Annotated in this window: 14 protein-coding genes; 10 read left to right on the top strand and 4 right to left on the bottom strand. The window is 42.8% G+C overall.

The genetic code is table 11. The features are described 5' to 3' along the window. The first annotated feature begins 135 nt into the window (after positions 1–135). From dnaE to AABK40_RS00420, 6 genes are all read left to right on the top strand, one after another. Positions 136–4,455: a DNA polymerase III subunit alpha gene (gene dnaE / locus AABK40_RS00445; protein ID WP_338397367.1), complete on the top strand. Its 4,320-nt coding sequence runs from the start codon at positions 136–138 to the stop codon at positions 4,453–4,455. A gap of 29 nt (positions 4,456–4,484) precedes the next feature. Next, positions 4,485–5,177 carry a hypothetical protein gene (locus AABK40_RS00440; RefSeq protein ID WP_332919321.1) on the top strand — a complete coding sequence of 231 codons (693 nt, stop codon included), beginning with the start codon at positions 4,485–4,487 and terminating at the stop codon, positions 5,175–5,177. 166 nt (positions 5,178–5,343) lie between these two features. After that, complete coding sequence (locus AABK40_RS00435; protein WP_332919322.1) at positions 5,344–5,547, top strand: hypothetical protein; 204 nt, start codon at positions 5,344–5,346, stop codon at positions 5,545–5,547. A 705-nt stretch (positions 5,548–6,252) separates the two neighbouring features. Further along, positions 6,253–6,750, top strand: a complete 498-nt coding sequence (locus AABK40_RS00430; RefSeq protein WP_338397051.1) for a helix-turn-helix domain-containing protein — start codon at positions 6,253–6,255, stop codon at positions 6,748–6,750. A 79-nt stretch (positions 6,751–6,829) separates the two neighbouring features. Next, the gene (locus AABK40_RS00425; protein ID WP_338397052.1) at positions 6,830–7,459 is read left to right on the top strand and encodes a transposase; all 630 of its coding nucleotides are present in this window, start codon (positions 6,830–6,832) and stop codon (positions 7,457–7,459) included. 81 nt (positions 7,460–7,540) lie between these two features. Then, complete coding sequence (locus AABK40_RS00420) at positions 7,541–8,233, top strand: hypothetical protein (RefSeq protein WP_338397366.1); 693 nt, start codon at positions 7,541–7,543, stop codon at positions 8,231–8,233. On the opposite strand, the gene AABK40_RS00415 is transcribed toward AABK40_RS00420, so the two are convergent. Further along, a protein-coding gene (locus tag AABK40_RS00415; protein WP_421953307.1) for an IS630 family transposase occupies positions 8,210–9,350 on the bottom strand; the annotation gives its coding sequence in 2 pieces (ribosomal slippage) (positions 8,210–8,909 and positions 8,908–9,350; 1,143 coding nt in all). The two genes, AABK40_RS00420 and AABK40_RS00415, sit on opposite strands and share 24 nt — an antisense overlap. A 194-nt stretch (positions 9,351–9,544) precedes the next feature. On the opposite strand from AABK40_RS00415, the gene AABK40_RS00410 reads away from it, so the two are divergent. Together AABK40_RS00410 and AABK40_RS00405 are read left to right on the top strand one after the other, a co-directional pair. Next, on the top strand, positions 9,545–10,159 hold the full coding sequence (locus AABK40_RS00410; protein ID WP_338397365.1) for a hypothetical protein: 615 nt from the start codon (positions 9,545–9,547) through the stop codon (positions 10,157–10,159). 81 nt (positions 10,160–10,240) lie between these two features. After that, a complete protein-coding gene (locus tag AABK40_RS00405) occupies positions 10,241–10,603 on the top strand; it encodes a hypothetical protein (protein WP_338397364.1) in 363 nt (120 codons plus the stop codon). 72 nt (positions 10,604–10,675) lie between these two features. Here the strand turns inward: AABK40_RS00405 and AABK40_RS00400 are convergent, their stop codons facing one another. Then, on the bottom strand, positions 10,676–12,109 hold the full coding sequence (locus AABK40_RS00400; protein WP_338397363.1) for a sulfatase family protein: 1,434 nt from the start codon (positions 12,107–12,109) through the stop codon (positions 10,676–10,678). Positions 12,110–12,391: 282 nt separating this feature from the next. Between AABK40_RS00400 and AABK40_RS00395 the strand changes: the two genes are divergently transcribed. Together AABK40_RS00395 and AABK40_RS00390 are read left to right on the top strand one after the other, a co-directional pair. Beyond that, the gene (locus tag AABK40_RS00395; RefSeq protein ID WP_338397362.1) at positions 12,392–14,929 is read left to right on the top strand and encodes a chondroitinase-B domain-containing protein; all 2,538 of its coding nucleotides are present in this window, start codon (positions 12,392–12,394) and stop codon (positions 14,927–14,929) included. A gap of 339 nt (positions 14,930–15,268) precedes the next feature. Continuing rightward, positions 15,269–15,988: a metallophosphoesterase family protein gene (locus tag AABK40_RS00390; RefSeq protein WP_338397361.1), complete on the top strand. Its 720-nt coding sequence runs from the start codon at positions 15,269–15,271 to the stop codon at positions 15,986–15,988. Positions 15,989–16,135: 147 nt separating this feature from the next. Here AABK40_RS00390 and AABK40_RS00385 read toward each other — a convergent pair whose 3' ends face one another. Further along, the gene (locus AABK40_RS00385) at positions 16,136–16,432 is read right to left on the bottom strand and encodes a hypothetical protein (protein ID WP_338397360.1); all 297 of its coding nucleotides are present in this window, start codon (positions 16,430–16,432) and stop codon (positions 16,136–16,138) included. A 134-nt stretch (positions 16,433–16,566) separates the two neighbouring features. Continuing rightward, positions 16,567–16,713 carry a hypothetical protein gene (locus AABK40_RS00380; protein WP_338397359.1) on the bottom strand — a complete coding sequence of 49 codons (147 nt, stop codon included), beginning with the start codon at positions 16,711–16,713 and terminating at the stop codon, positions 16,567–16,569. Between the last annotated feature and the right edge of the window lie 30 nt (positions 16,714–16,743).

The following is a 16,743-nucleotide window of genomic DNA, read 5'->3' as shown; positions in this document are numbered from 1 at the left end:
ATTGATAAATCTGAGTTGTGCAACAGCCACAATCTTACCCTCACCAATATTTAAACCTCGATTCTCCTTTGTTTAAGCATCTTTCTTATCTTTGTATTGGCGCAGTTTCGCCAATTTTCATTTCGAGGAGAATTTATGTTTTTAATATACGATACCGAGACCACCGGACTTCCAAAAAATTACAATGCACCGGTTACTGATCACGAAAACTGGCCAAGAATGGTACAGTTGGCTTGGCAGTTACACGATGAAAAAGGGAATTTGGTAGAGGTCAAAAACTTTATTGTCAAGCCCGAAGGATATTCGATTCCTTTCAATGCCACCAAAATTCACGGTATCACCACACAGCGTGCCGAGAAGCAGGGGATGCCTTTGGAGTATGTACTGAAAGAGTTTGAAGTCGCCCTTTCCAAGTCGCAGTTCTCGGTCGGACAAAACATTGAATTTGATATCAACATTGTTGGGGCGGAGCTGGATCGCAAAGGCATGGACACGGCGCAAATCCTTGACAAACCACAACTCGACACCAAGGATGAGGGTACGGAATACTGTCAGATTCCTGGTGGACGTGGCGGTAAATTCAAATGGCCGACGCTGACCGAACTGCACATGAAGCTGTTCGGTGAAGGCTTTGCCGAGGCGCACAATGCCTCTGCCGATGTGGAAGCCACCGCCCGCTGTTTCCTCGAAATGGTGCGTATTGGCCTCTATCCTGCCGAAAAACTCGGAACAACCGAAGATGTTGTTCATGCTTTTAAGGAAAATAATCCGAGCATGATCGAAGCCATTGGTCTGAACATCGAACCCTACAAACCCGATAATGTTGAGTTTGATGAGGAGGAAGATAGCGACAGCTCGGGCGTTGAGACCACCAAGGACATTGACCTGACCGATGTCCCTTTTGTACATCTTCACGTACACACCCAATTCTCTATTCTTTCGGCAACCTGCGATGTTCCGTCTTTGGTTGCCAAGACACAAGAGATGGGCATGCCTGCCGTGGCGATGACCGACCACGGTAACATGATGGGCGCTTTTCACTTTGTGCGCGCCGCACTGAAGGCCGATCTGAAACCAATCGTGGGTTGTGATTTTTATGTCGCACAGGAATACAAAAGACGTCAGTTTACCAAGGACAATCCCGACCGCCGTTTTCAGCAAACCTTGATTGCCAAAAACAAAGCGGGCTACCATAACCTGTCCAAATTGAGCTCTATCGCCTATGTGGACGGTTTGTATGCGGGTTATCCTCGTGTGGATAAAGACCTGATTGTTGAGTATAAAGAAAACCTGATCGCTACGACGGGTAACCTCAATGGCGAAATTCCTGACCTGATTCTGAATGTCGGCGAAGAGAAAGCCGAAGAAGCATTCCGCTGGTGGCATGGTCATTTTGGGGATGATTTTTATGTGGAATTGATGCGTCATGGTTTGGATGAAGAAGACCACGTCAATGAGGTGTTAATCGGTTGGGCAAAGAAATACGGCGTGAAGTATTTCGCCTCCAACAATGTCTATTATATCAATCAGGAGGGATCTGATGCCCACGACATTTTGTTGTGTGTGCGCGATGGCGAAAAGAAAGAAACCCCTATCGGTAGAGGTAGAGGTTACCGCTTTGGATTCCCGAATGATCAATTCTACCTGAAATCTCCGGAGGAAATGAAGGAGCTTTTCAAAGATCTTCCCGAGGCGATTGTTACCACCAATGAGATTTATGATAAAATAGAAGCTTATAAACTCGAGCGTGATGTATTGTTGCCTGCCTTCGACATTCCTGAACAATTCGTTAATGAAGAAGATGAAAAAGACGGCGGCAAGCGTGGGGAAAATGCCTATTTACGCCATTTGACTTACGAGGGTGCTTATAAGCGATGGGGCAAAGAACTCGATAAAGACATCATCGAACGCCTCGACTTTGAGTTGATGATTATCGAAAAGACGGGCTATCCTGGTTACTTCCTGATTGTGCAGGATTTCACCTCCGCAGCTCGTGATATGGGTGTATCCGTAGGGCCGGGTCGTGGTTCGGCGGCGGGTTCTGCCGTTGCCTATGCGATTGGAATTACGAATGTCGATCCGATTGAATATGATCTCCTTTTTGAGCGTTTCCTAAACCCTGACCGTGTATCCCTTCCCGATATTGATATTGACTTTGACGATGAAGGTCGTGGAAGAATCATCGATTGGGTAGTAGAGAAATATGGCCACAATCAGGTATCGCACATCATTACTTACGGTACGATGGCGGCCAAATCATCCATTCGTGATACCGCCCGTGTGATGGACTTGCCATTGCCCGAGGCCGACCGTATTGCGAAGCTGGTCCCTGATATCAAGCTGAAGAAGATGTTCGGCATGTCGCCTGAGCAGCTGAAGGACAAGTTAAATTCCGATCAGATGGAAATGGCAAGACAGCTCTTCGAGATCTCCAAACAACACGATATGACGGGCAATGTGCTGAACAAGGCCCGTGTGTTGGAAGGTTCGATGCGTAACACCGGTATTCACGCCTGTGGGATCATCATTACCCCTGACGACATCACCAAATTCATCCCTGTATCCACCGCCAAAGATGCCGACCTACTCGTTACGCAGTTCGACAACTCCGTGGTAGAGGATGCCGGTATGCTGAAGATGGACTTCTTGGGTTTGCGAACCCTTTCCATTATCAAGGATGCGATCAAGATCGTCAAGCAACGCCACAATGTGGACATCGATCCCGATGAAATTCCTTTGGATGATGAAAAGACTTATCAGCTGTATCAGAAAGGGGAAACCAACGGTACGTTTCAGTTTGAGTCCCCTGGGATGCAGAAGCACCTGCGCGCCCTGAAGCCCGATAAGTTCGCCGATTTGATTGCGATGAACGCCCTGTATCGTCCAGGACCTTTGGAGTATATCCCGAACTTTATTGCCCGTAAGCACGGCCGTGAAGACATTGCTTACGATTTGCCTGAAATGGAGAAATACCTTGCCGAGACTTATGGTATTACGGTTTATCAGGAGCAGGTAATGTTGTTGTCGCAGTTGTTGGCAGGGTTTACGAAAGGTGAGGCCGATATGCTGCGTAAGGCGATGGGTAAAAAGATCTTCGCTTTGCTGGAAAAGCTGAAGCCGAAATTCATTGACGGTGGTAAAGCCAATGGACACCCTGAGGATCGTCTGGAGAAAATCTGGAAAGACTGGGAAGCCTTTGCCGCCTATGCCTTTAACAAGTCCCACTCGACCTGTTATTCGGTGGTTGCCTTCCATACGGGTTATCTTAAGGCCAATTATCCGCCCGAATACATGGCATCGGTGCTGACCCACAACATGAACGACATCAAGAAGGTAACCTTCTTCATGGAGGAGTGTCAGCGCATGAAAATCCCTGTACTTGGCCCCGATGTGAACGAATCTTCTTTGAAATTCACCGTGAACGACCAAGGCGCGATCCGTTTCGGTATGGGTGCGATCAAAGGAGTAGGAGAGGCTGCGGTAGCCGCTATTGTTCGTGAGCGTGAGGAAAACGGTAAGTTCAATTCCATTTTTGAGTTCACCAAGCGGGTAGATTTGCGTGCCGTGAACAAGAAAGCGATGGAGTGTCTGGTATTGGGCGGAGGCTTCGATTCTTTCAACATTCCGCGTGCGGCTTATTTCCATTCGGAAACAGAAAAGGACATGTTGTTCTTTGAGAAAGCGGTGCGATATGGTCAGCGTCAGCAGGAGCAAGCCAAACAGGCACAGGTATCCATGTTTGGTGGAGATTCCGGTGTTGCCGAGCCCGAACCGCAGGCGCCCGTAGTGGAAGAATGGTCATCGATCACCAAGCTCAACAAAGAAAAAGAAGTGGTCGGCATCTATATTTCTGGCCATCCGCTTGATGATTATAAGCTCGAGCTCGATATGTTCTGTAATGCCAATTTGAGCATGTTGGATACACAGATGGAGGCATTGGCAGGACGTGGAGAGGTCTCCATTGGAGGATGTGTAACCGATTTTGCACACCGCTATACCAAAAAAGGGCAGCCTTTTGGTACCTTGACCATGGAAGATTATTCTGGCTCATTCACTTTCTTCCTTTTCGGTGAAGACTATGTGAAGTTCAAGCAATACCTTGAGATGGGTTGGTTCCTTTACCTGAAAGGAACGGTTCAGGCACGTCAGTGGGACCCAGGACGCATGGAATTCAAAATCCGAAATATTGAACTGTTGGGGAATATCCGAGATAAGCTGGCAAAAACAGTCTCCATCCAAATTGAAACCAAAGACATTTCAAATAATGTGATGGAAGGCATTAAGTTTGCAGCCCTGAAACATAAAGGGCACTGTAATCTGAAGTTCGTTATTAAAGATACTGAAGAGAATATTTCTATCGACATGATCTCAAGGAGTTTCCAGGTCAAGCCTGAAAATGAATTCTTTCAGAAGCTTGATGAAATCGATGAAATTACGTATTCTGTGCTCACCTAAGCCTTTAACATAACCCATTAATCAAAATCATGACTGATTCTGAACTGATAGAAAAATTTAGCCCATTAATTGAAGAGCAGCGGTTCCCTAATCAGTTGCCTGCTTCAGAAATTGATGAAATTACTGTGGTTGAGAACTATCAACCACAGCAAGGGAGGACTATCGGGGTGTTGGAAATATCTTTTATGGGAAATTTCTCTTCCCGAAAAGAGCTGAAAGCGCATGATGAGCTGACCACCCTGTGGCTCGATATCGAAATCAACGAGCCACCGTTTGCGGCTGAGCAAAAACTGGAAATTCTAACCTACGACCTTAAGGAAGATCGTAAGCGGTTTCCCGACAAAGCCCGCTTTCTTGATACTATAAAGCAAGTCATCTCACCAAAAACTTATATCAAGGGAGAAATCAAGGTCATATATGCACCTGCCAAATCCTATATGGACCATCACGGCAGGGAACGAAACTCTGAAACAGAAGATAAACTAAGGTTTGTGGCCGCCTTGGTTAACTTTAACGGAAACCAGTGTGTAGGGGTGAGATGGCACGGAGTGGATAAGCTCGGTATTCCACAATCCACAGCACGAAGCACCTGGATGATTCTGCCACAGGACATCGGGTTGAACCTGATCGATTTTTACGAACAAAACGGCTACACCTTCGCAGAGCACAACGCCGATTATTATCGACAAAAGCTCTTGTCCAACGATCCCAATCTGATTTAAAAATACAAAAATATTTATCACCCATTAAGCAGCCTCACCTTGAAGTGAGGCTTTTTTTATCCGTTTCATATCAAATCATTATTAATATTACACATAACTGTATAGCTATAATTGCTTCTCAGGGATTTACTCCTTAGATTGTGCTATCATCACCAATAAAACACAAATGCCATTTTTTGAAGTTGCCCTGTTTCACCCACAAGAAAAAAAGACACTGACGGTTAAAGTCGCTACAGCGATCCCTATTGACCTTATCTCAGAAAATAATGGGAAAATCATTCGTGAATCATTTCAACAGGTGCACCACATCGATCTCTCCAAAGAAGGACTTCTTGATCAGAAATACCTCAAACAAACACGCCTTTCCTAAGTTAGCATTTTTTGATCAGATATTACAGTATCTCATAGCTACATAGCTATACCTTATCATTTTTTAATCGTTTTGGTAAACAACAGCAAGCACCAATTTACCATGAACGAAATAGCAACACCCCAAGCAAAGGCCACCAACTGCCCAAAACAGATCCGAATCTCTTATTCCCTCATAAGAGCTCCAAAAAACCACATAAGGTGGATAAAATTACTGTACTCAAAATCATCTGAGCTCAGCACCTCCCCAAAAATAAGCGTGGATATCATCAGCAGAAAACACCTCTTCTACCTGTAAACGTAACAGGCATACACCACTTCCCAAAAAACAATCATTAGCTACACAGCTGCAATAAACAAGCCATGCCAACAACAAAAAAACAGCTAAATTCGGTTGATTAATTGAACTAAAAGGCTAAATCATCATTTATAGCCTTTTAAATACAAAAAAAATAGACTTTTTAACATCAATAATAATAGCTACACAGCTAATAAAAACTATGCCAACATACAGAATCACACTGAAGTACTCGGGAAACTGTAATTACAATCAATTCTAAATTCGCAAAAGAACCTAATTGATAAATCACTATGAAAAAACATCAGACCGAATTCGAAATTCTAGATGAGAAAGCAATTCTTAAAGAATTAGATAGCCTAGTGCTACACCCCCTAAATTTAGCATGATTTTTTCTTGAATCACTGTATGGGAAGAAAAACATCTATTGTCATTGATCTGACGGAGCGAGAAGAGAGACTACTATTTAGAATTATTAATAGTGGGAAGACGCCTTCAAATATTCGTCGCCGAGCCTCATTTGTGTACCATTTTAATAAGGGGTTAAGCTTCAAAGAGATTTGTGCTAATGAAAAAGCAGATCCCAATACAGTGAAGAGATGGCTTAATAAATGGGACGCAATCAATGAGTTAGATGAAACCCAAAATAAAATAGGAGATACTGAATTTATCCGACTTATTTATGAACAATTAACTGATTCTAAAAGAAGCGGAAGGAAACCTCGTTTAACTGCCGAAGAAAAAATTCAAGTGCAAACATTAAGCTGCCAAGATCCTCAAGATTATGATGTTCCAATCACTGAATGGTCTCATGAGTCTTTGAGTGAGCAAGCGAAGAAAATGGGAATCGAAATCTCATCAAGTCATGTTGGTCGACTTTTAAAAAAACGAATTAAGTCCTCATAAAACTGAATATTGGATACATCCAAAAATAGGTGACCAACAGGAGCATAACGACCGTGTTTCTGATGTTTGCAGTGTTTATTTGGAGCAATCAGACGATGTTGTGACTATTTCTGTGGATGAAAAGACGGGTATTCAAGCTAAACAAAACATAAAAATAACCACAGCAAAAAGCGGTCAAGTTAAGCGAGTAGACCCAGAATACAAGCGGAACGGAACGACCTGTTTAATCGCAGGCCTGAATATAATGGACGGCGAGGTCACCAAATATCAACTTGGACAGACTCGGAATGAGGAGGATTTTTGTAAATTTATAGAGTCAATCATCGATAAATACCCTAACAAAAAAATCGTTTTTATTGCAGACCAGCTTAATACACATAAATCAGAGTCATTAGTCAAGCTAATTGCTGATAAAGTAAATTATGACAGTGATTTAGGTAAGAAAGGACGGTGTGGAGTATTAAAGACGATGAAGTCCAGGATGGAATTTTTAGAGGATAAAGACCATAAAATCAGATTTCAATATACTCCAAAACATTGCTCTTGGTTGAACCAAATAGAGAATTGGTTTGGCCGTTTACAGAAGCATGTAATTCGTAATGGGCAATTTAACTCGGTCCCTAATTTAGAAAGAAAAATCACCAACTATATTGAGTATTACAATGAAAGATGGAAAAAGCCAATTGAGTGGTGTTTTGGTGGGTTTTAAATCGGGTGGTATTTAAGGGTTATCGCACTAGATAAAATAAGCTCTTTTAAAATAAAAGTCGACGAAGGGCACAGCAAAGCAATGGAAGAAATGGAAAGTCTGAGAGAACAAATGACTTCTAAAGACACGCAAGGATTATTAAATCAGTGCAAAGACTCAATCACATCATCAATCACATCACAATTCGGACTTGCGAGTATGATCATTTCTAACCAAGACGGGGGAAATGTAACGACTATCCACAATGCAAATCAAAAAACAGCTCAACATAAAAGAGGTATTTATGCAAAAAAAGAAGATAAATATAAAAGGGACTTATATGACAGAGGTAAAAATTCAGAAGGAAAATCTTTTGCTGGAGGTGGAAAAAATTCAGTCGGTGCTGAGTTTACAAGGAAACAATTAGACTCTCATGACAACCTTACTGATGCTTATACAGGAAAAACGATAAAAGGCGCTGAAAGTAGTCCTGATCATATAAAGTCATTATCTCAATTCCATAAAGATGGGGGGTTTATGCTTTCAGATGAACAGAAAGCCGACTTTGCCACTGATAAAGGTAACTTAGCTTGCACTGATAGAGGAGTCAACAAATCAATGAGTGACCTCGATAAAGATGAATGGGCAAATAAGAAGTCAAGCAATAGAGAGATTACAAATGAAGAACATTTTGATATCAATAGAAACTCTTTAAATGATGCAATTGACAGAGGGGAACAGACTGCTAAAAACCATCTACCTAGTGTTATGTCAAGCCTCTATTGTCGGATATAACCTCTTTAGTTTTATCCTGGCATCTTCCGTGGTGAATTGCCAATTGATAGAGGCGGTAATGGCATTTCTGTAAGACACCCAAGCATCCACTTGCTTTTGCAATGTTTCTTTATCAGCTATTCTTTGTGACAGACACTGCTTACCCAAAACATTGAGCTCAATTTCTGCCATATTTAACCAACTTCCATGTTTTGGGGTGAAAACAAATTCGATCTTATCAACAATCCGTTTTGCCTCCTTTGGTGAGAATGTATCATAAAAAGCCCCGATAGTATGCGTCTTTAGGTTATCTAATACTACCGTAACTTTATTGCACTCAGAGTAATGCTCATCAATTAATTTCCTGATAAATTTTGCCCAATCTGATTTTGTTTTTCGGTCTGTAACCTGAGCATACCTTTTCCCATTTAGCGGTTCATTCGCAACAAAGATATTGCATACACCATTGCGTTTATATTCGTAATCCTCCTTTATTTGAACGCCCTTAGCTCCCTTTACTTCAATAGGAGTCCGAGTTTGACCAATCAATTGCTTTCCCCCTTCATCCATACAAATTACAGGATGGTTTTTATCGTAGGGGCGTTTATAGACATCGAGAACCTGCTCCATATGAGCAACAAACTCACCATTTTGCTCAGGAGGAATTACCCATCCTTGCACTCGCCAAGGCTTCAGCTCGTTTTTTTAAAATTAATCGAACTGATTCATGTGAAATACTATCAGTATAGTTTAATTCAACCACATTATCTGCCAATAACCTTAATGACCATTGAGCCATTCCTTGAGGAGGTTTACTGCAACTTAGTGCAATAATATGAGCCTCAAGGTCTCCATCAAATTTAACCCTGTAACTGGAGGGATCTCGTTTTTTTCCATTCAAAGTAACCTCAAAACCTTCTTCCACAAAACGTTTTCGAACGCGCTCCACTTTTTTAGAGCTTACATTTAGAGCAGATGCAATTTCTTCATAGGGTTTCCTTGGTTCCTCACCCGATTCATCACTGTTTAGGAGAATAAGAGCATTTATAACTCTGAGGGATTTATGGGATCCTTTCGAAATGATCTCCCTCAAAGCAGATCTTTCTTCATTAGTCAGTTCAACAGTATAGCGGCTCATATTCTTTTTTAGGAAGAACCGATTAATGACAGACATTGTTTGTTTGACGCGTCACTAGTTTATCTCACAATGAGATTGAGCGTTCATCAAAACTTGAATCAGTTAAAATCTTTAAGAAGATTGATAACCTTTCAAAAAGGATAAAGGAAGCTGAAGCACAGGCCATTCAAGCAAAAGATATCTCTGGTGGTTTTTTGGGTTTCGGTAAAACTAAACGTCAATCACAGGCAACTTCTGAAGCTCTAATCAAGACAAACGAAGCTGTAAGTGAGATGAATCAGCTAATTCAAGAAGCTGTGAAATTTTCATGTTCTTCTTTATACCTTTCTCAGTGTATGTTTAACCATATGTCTGAAATGACAAAGAACGGTTTTAGGGATCGAGATGGGAAACTTAAAAAATTAAACAATAAAGGGGAAGAATTTGCTCATCACTTAATTCAACAGGCAAAAGCGTTTATAGACCAACAAAAAAAAATAGAAGACATACAAGAGGTTGGAGCTAATAACACTATCAAATTAGAGCATCAAGAAGCTACAGACTTACGGCATGATAAGGAATTAGCTCACCAAGCCAAAACAGATGAAAGACATGACAAGGAATTAGCTCACCAAGCCAAAACAGATGAAAGACATGATCGTGAAATTGAACAATTAAGAGTCAAAATTAACGCACATGAAAAAATCTTGAAAAAAGTAAATGCAAGTGGAAGTAATGTAAAAATAGGCTACAATAATAAGTATATTTATGTGTTTTTATTCATATCAAACATTCTTGCACTTTGTGCTTTATACTTTAGTTTAAGTTAATTCACTATACAACCTAATTCTATCACCCGCCCCTACTCCCGCACAGAAATCGATGAAGCCTTCAAGCTCCGCAAGCAGGCCATGCAAAAGGAAGCCTTGAAGCGGGGCGAGGCATTTGATGGTCAGCGGTTGGCGCTGTACACTGATTGCTATACAGGCAAGCCCTTGCGGGGTGGGGATCGCTACGATTATGAGCACATCATCTCGGCGGAGGAGTTGTTCATGAGGTATCGGGCGACGCACACGAATGAGCAGATTGCGGAGATTGTTAATCATCCGGATAATGTGAGTGTGACGCTGCGGTCGATTAATCAGTTCAAGGGGAAGTATGATTTGCAATCCCGTGTTTTGGACAATCCGATGAAGATTGATGAGTTTGGGATTGACTTAAATTATGCTAAAAAATCATTGGCGAAGGCGCAAAGGGCGGTTTTGAATTTCTAAAGGGAAATCTACTCCCTCACAAAAAAAGCAACCCACATCAGGTTGCTTTTTTCATTTCATCCACCTCAAAAATCACCTCACCTTCCCGCTCCTCACATCTTCCTTCATCGTCAGCCTCAACAATTCTGCCTTCATGATCGCCAGTTGTTTCTTGTATTTTTTGTCATTGGCGAGGTTGTGGATCTCCTCAGGATCGTTGGCGAGATGGTAAAGCTCATCATCGAAAGTGCCTTCGGTATAGTGGATATATTTCCATTCTTCGGTACGCACGGCTTGCCACGGACGCACATGCACCACTACTTTTTCGAAGAAATATTCATGGAGCATCGACTCCCTCCACGGTGCTTTTTCATTTTTCAGGATCGGCAAAAGGGACGTTCCCTGCATCGGTTCGATCGGTTCAACGCCTGCTAATTCGAGGATGGTCGGAGCAACATCGATGTTCTGCACCATCTGCTCACGGGTGCTTCCTGCCTCGATCAACTTCGGATAGCGCATCAACATCGGGATGCGAAGCACAGGATCATACGCCCAACGTTTTTTATTGAACTGTCCGTGTTCGCCCATCAGCATGCCATTGTCACTTACATAAATGATCAGGGTATTATCAAGTTCGCCCATGTCTTCCAATTGCTTCAACATAGCGCCCACACCATCATCCACACTCTGCATACAGCGGTGCTCATCAGCAAAAATATTCGAGGGCGTATTGCTTCGTCCACGTCTTGACTCAGGCATTTCGGGCATCACATTCTCCAGGGCATAAACAGGCTTTCGCTCAAATTTGGAGGACAACACCTGCTTTCCTTCCAAATCTCCTTTGGGTGGTTCAGGTATTTCAAACTTCACATCTGAATATAAATCTTCATGTCTTTTAGCGGGAATGATCGGCCAGTGCACGGCTTTGTGTGCCACAATCATCGCAAAGGGTTTATCATGTGCTCTCTGCAAAAACTCCACCGCATGATCATTGATAATATCGGTCATATAGCCCGTGGTTTGCTTCCGCAACCCTTCATCGTTGATCACCCCATCCACATAATCCCCCTGACCTTTGAAGCTCATCCAACGGTCAAAGCCCGGACGACGGGAATCATCCAAGCCCATATGCCATTTACCAATAAAAGCCGTTTCGTAGCCCGTTTCCCGCAAACGTCGAGGCCAGGTATTGAGCGTATGACTGATCGCATCGAGACCAATTTTATCATTATTGATCACCAAATGCTTGCTCGAATAATTCCCCGTGAAGAAGCTCGCACGGCTCGGCGAACAAAGGGGAGTGGTAACGAAGGCATTTTTGAAAAGCATGCCCTCCTTACCAATGCGATCAATATTAGGGGTGTGAGCGGTCGGGTTGCCTTCAACCCCTAATAATCCGACCTGTTGATCATCAGTAATAATGAAAATAATGTTGGGACGGGTATCTTGCTGAGCGCATAGCGGCAAGGTGCTCCCACACCAGCCCAAAAAAAACAACAGACTGTAAACGGTGAATGGTCTTTGCATGAGTAATGACTTTAGTTGAAAAAAATTGCTTCGCAGCATAATAACACCCCTGCCTATAAATACCTGTTCGATTTACAAATTGAAATAAAAATTAAGCCATAACATGATCATGAATATCTAAAGCTTCTTTAAAAGCGACATTTATCATGCGGTTGATTGACCAAAGCGATAGTGTTAAAATAATAAGTGAATTTTTAATTATAATTTTGGTAATCCAACAACCAAAATACCAATTTTCATTACATTACCATCACTTTTTAAAAATCACTTTATTTATTCCAAATGAAATCAACCCCCATTTTTGTATTATTCGGACTGCTCTTTAGTCTGAATGCGTGGGCAGAAACCACGATTGTCGATAACCGAAGCGACATGCGAAAAGTGTTGGCCGCTGCTGTTGCCGGCGACACCATCATTGTTAAATCCGGAACCTATGCAGACCTGAGTGCTTCCAGCATCGAGATTCAAGGAACAGCCGAAAAACCGATTGTATTTATGGCGGAAGAAGTCGGTGGCGTCAAAATGTCCGGAAACGCTTATTTTTCCTTCAGAAGATCTGAACATGTGATCATTCAGGGATTTACCTTCAATGTGGTCAATAACACCACGATGGTAAAGCTTGAGGGCTGTAACAACATGCGTGTTACCCAGAATGTATTTGAACTGACCCCCACAGAAGAGGGCAGAAGCGTCAAATGGCTGATTATTCAAGGCGTTTGGGACGACAAAAACTTTGAGCACGAAAGTCATCACAACCGCATCGACCATAATATTTTCCAAAATAAAACCACACCAGGGCACTACATCACCATTGATGGTACAAATAACAAGGACAACGAAAACGGTGATCCTGAAGAATACCGCCAATCGCAATACGACCGCATCGACCACAACTACTTCCGCAACAACGGGCCCCGTGCGGTAAATGAGCAGGAGTCCATCCGTATCGGTTGGTCGGAGATGTCGATGTCGAGTGGCTTCACCACCGTAGAATTCAACCGTTTTGAAAATTGTGATGGTGACCCAGAGGTCGTTTCTGTAAAATCATGTGACAATACCATCCGCCACAACACTTTCGTGGGCTGTTATGGTGTGTTGTCATTGCGCCATGGTAACCGCAACCATATCGAAGGCAACTACTTTTTCGGTGGTGGCCGTCCAACCTCAACCTCTCCTGCAGGGGCGAATTTGGGTACAGGTGGAATCCGTATTTATGGAACGGATCATGTGGTGATCAACAACTACTTTCAGGGACTGAACGGTAACCGTTGGGATGCACCGATTACGATAACTAAAGGAGATGCGATCGACGGACAGGACAGCAAACTGAACAAACATTTTATCGCTCAGCGTGTAGTGATTGCCAATAATACTTTGGTGGACAATGAATATGGTATTGAATTGGGTTTTGACAACAATGGCAACTACCCGAAAAGCATCGAGGACATTACCTTGGCCAACAACCTGATCATCAACACCACCAACGACCCGATCAACTTCTACGATGACAGCGAACACGCCGGCATTGATTGGAGTAATAACTTGGTATATCCGCAATCGGGTAGCGAGATGACCAACAGCGAAAGTAATATTTCTTTTGCCGATGCAGAAGTAAAAAGCTTTGATCCACAACTTGCGCTGAACGACAGCCTGTATTTCAGTACTGCCAACACACCAGATTTCGACAACCTCCGTTCTATTGTCAATCTAAAGGATATTCACGGACAGGATCGTGGAGTAGTAACGACCGTTGGCGCTGATCAGTACAGCACAGGAGCGATGATGTATCACCCAATGCGACCACAGGATGTTGGGCCAACAGGCAGTTTGGACAATGAAGTAGAAGACAAAAACTACATCAACATCTCTGAGCCAAACACACTTCCTGCAGCGGAAACATCAATTGAAATAATGGTTTATGCCAATGTTCAATGGACAGCAAGCACCGACAGCGATTGGCTAACGATCGATAAAAACAGTGGCGACGGCGATGCAACCATCACCCTTACCGCTTCGGCCAATGATACCGATGAACAACGATCGGCTGTTCTGACCCTTACCGACGGGGAGATTTCGACGGCCATCAATATCCAACAGGAAGCACCTGAGATTCCTGCGAACAGTGAATTGGCGGAGATCAAAGAGGTTTATGCTTCTTCCGAAGAAACCGCCAAAGGCAATACGGCTGATAAAACGATTGATGATGATTTCGGCACTTTGTGGGCTTCCAACGGCAAAGGCGAACACATCACCTATGATTTGGGCGAAGAAATGTTGGTCAACATTGTTCAGATCGCATTCAACAAAGCCAATGAACGAACTTCCTATTTTGACTTGGCAGGTAGTACCGATGGCGAAACTTTTGATATTATCCTTGCAAATCAGGAAAGTCAAAATACCCTTGAGCAAACCGTTTACCCCTTCAACCAAACCGTTCGATATGTCAGAATCATTGGTCAGGGCAACTCAAGCAATGATTGGAATACCATCACCGAGGTTGATATCTATAAACAGATGATGGACGAGGAGGAAGAGGAAGATGAAGACGATCAGGAAGAAGAGGACAATGATGATGCGATTACTTCAACTCCTGCAGCGCAACAAGTGCGCATCTACCCGAACCCTGTACAGGATCACCTGAATTTTGAAAACCTTCAAGGTTACGATCAGCTGATTTTGATCAATATGGAAGGACGCCAGGTATTCCACAGCGCACTGAAAGGAAATCACCTTTCTTTACCGGTTTTCCCTTCAGGCATGTACATCCTGAAATTGATCGGAAACGAAAAAACACATAGTCAAAAGATCATCATTCGATAAATTCAATTCTCTGTCATAGAATTGTCAAACACGAGGTCGTAAGCGAAAGTTTACGACCTTTTTTTGTTTATCTTTAGGCATCAATTAAGAATTGTAAAGGGGGATTTACTTATCTACAAAGCTTTACGCTAAACTGGGCTGTCGCGTATTTTTGTACCTCACGGTACGGACGTTGCATGCAACGTTTTTACGGCACTAAAAATGATGTTTTTGGATAAGCTAATGGCATATTTTCGACAGGCTAATACTAAGCGACATAGAGCAAAAAAAATCATGGTAATCCTGTAAATCATGGTCATTCCCCCCCAACATTATTAGTTACCACAAAAAAACAACCCCATGAAACTCCTTTTCTTCTCCGATATCCACGCCAACTTGCCCGCCTTCGAAGCCTTCCTCCAAAAAGCCGAAGAAATTCAGCCCGATGCCATTTACTGTTTGGGGGATTTGGTTGGTTATAATGTTTGGGCAAATGAGGTGATTGACCGCATCCGAAAGCACCGCATTCCAACCATCATGGGTAATCATGATGAGAAACAATTAAAAGACTTGACAGGGGACACTTCCAATGGAGGCCTGACCCAAAAGCTATTGGGAGAGGAGCAAAGACGCTTTTTACAGCAGTTGCCCCGCCACCTGAGTTTGGAATTTGGAACAGGGGAGAAGGTCTTCCGAATGGAAATGATGCACGGAAGCAAGAAGGCGATCAATGATTATTTGTTGGAGGATTATCCAGAGGCGGATGTTTTGAAAATGATGGCTGAAAGCAATGCCGATCTGTTTTTGAGTGGACATACGCACCTGCCGTATCATCGCATCATTCAGCAAGGGGAGCATTACAAACATGTGATCAATGTCGGTTCGGCGGGCAAACCCAAAGACCGCAATACCGACGGCTGTTGTGCCCTTTTGGAATTTGACCAGCTTGACCCTAAAGATCCACAATCACTCAAAGTTAGTTTTCCTCGTTTCAGTTACGATGTCAAAAAGGCGATGCAAGGCATTTTGGATTCGGACTTTCCCGATAAGTTTGCCGAGGCTTTGGAGAAGGCGAGGTAGAACGATTTCCATCTACAGTCAGAAGTGTAAGGTTTCCCGCCAAACAGCCAGCAAAGACATCAAGGAAATTGAACAGGCAATGACGCTGACGGTCGATGATCAGTACAAGGAGAGAAGGTATTTTGTGGGGTGACTTGCAATGGTACGTTAAGGTAAATCTATTAATTCACACCAATCGATCTGCTTTACTTTCCCATGATCCACCTGCTCAATAGCCCTGTAAAGACGCTCTGTATTCATCTTTGAGCGAAGGAGGTGAAAGGTTTCATCAAATTCATCCGGTGATAACTCATCTTCAATCTCTTCAGAGGCCCAGCGTTCTTCATACGCTTCAATCTGATCCACTAAGCTGTCCATTAAAGCCTCTTCCTTAAGGCTCATCTTTTCTTTACTCATCAGGCTATCAACCAATGCTAAGGCCTTTACGTGCTGATCTTTCGTCATTTTCACCAATTTATACTCAAATATCGAAGCTCAACAAGGTAGCCAATATTTATAAATAAGCCCACATAACGCATGTGCCGAAGGTACATTTTACAAAAGCCTCGGGTTTCAACCCGTGGAAAATATTCAATCCATCAATTCACCAACACATACAACAACACCCCGATCTTCTCACCAAGGTGCTCAATAACCAACCAGGAAAAGGCAATCAAACCGATACCCGCATAAAGACGTGTTGATTTGGTTAAGCGGAATAAATTTGAGTCAAAATAATTTTTCATATCCGTAAAATTTAGGATTAGCTTATCGAA

This window comes from Persicobacter psychrovividus (assembly GCF_036492425.1).
Taxonomy (GTDB): domain Bacteria; phylum Bacteroidota; class Bacteroidia; order Cytophagales; family Cyclobacteriaceae; genus Persicobacter; species Persicobacter psychrovividus.
Note: the sequence above shows the minus strand (reverse complement) of the source record. Positions and strands in the feature narration are given on the sequence as shown.

Excerpts from the sequence above, each read along its gene's own strand:
- AABK40_RS00420 (WP_338397366.1), top strand. The coding sequence starts at position 7,541 with ATGGAAGAAATGGAAAGTCTGAGAGAACAAATGACTTCTAAAGACACG.
- AABK40_RS00430 (WP_338397051.1), top strand. The coding sequence starts at position 6,253 with ATGGGAAGAAAAACATCTATTGTCATTGATCTGACGGAGCGAGAAGAG.
- AABK40_RS00380 (WP_338397359.1), bottom strand. The coding sequence starts at position 16,713 with ATGAAAAATTATTTTGACTCAAATTTATTCCGCTTAACCAAATCAACA.
- dnaE (WP_338397367.1), top strand. The coding sequence starts at position 136 with ATGTTTTTAATATACGATACCGAGACCACCGGACTTCCAAAAAATTAC.
- AABK40_RS00405 (WP_338397364.1), top strand. The coding sequence starts at position 10,241 with ATGCAAAAGGAAGCCTTGAAGCGGGGCGAGGCATTTGATGGTCAGCGG.
- AABK40_RS00385 (WP_338397360.1), bottom strand. The coding sequence starts at position 16,432 with ATGACGAAAGATCAGCACGTAAAGGCCTTAGCATTGGTTGATAGCCTG.
- AABK40_RS00395 (WP_338397362.1), top strand. The coding sequence starts at position 12,392 with ATGAAATCAACCCCCATTTTTGTATTATTCGGACTGCTCTTTAGTCTG.
- AABK40_RS00440 (WP_332919321.1), top strand. The coding sequence starts at position 4,485 with ATGACTGATTCTGAACTGATAGAAAAATTTAGCCCATTAATTGAAGAG.
- AABK40_RS00390 (WP_338397361.1), top strand. The coding sequence starts at position 15,269 with ATGAAACTCCTTTTCTTCTCCGATATCCACGCCAACTTGCCCGCCTTC.
- AABK40_RS00435 (WP_332919322.1), top strand. The coding sequence starts at position 5,344 with ATGCCATTTTTTGAAGTTGCCCTGTTTCACCCACAAGAAAAAAAGACA.
- AABK40_RS00400 (WP_338397363.1), bottom strand. The coding sequence starts at position 12,109 with ATGCAAAGACCATTCACCGTTTACAGTCTGTTGTTTTTTTTGGGCTGG.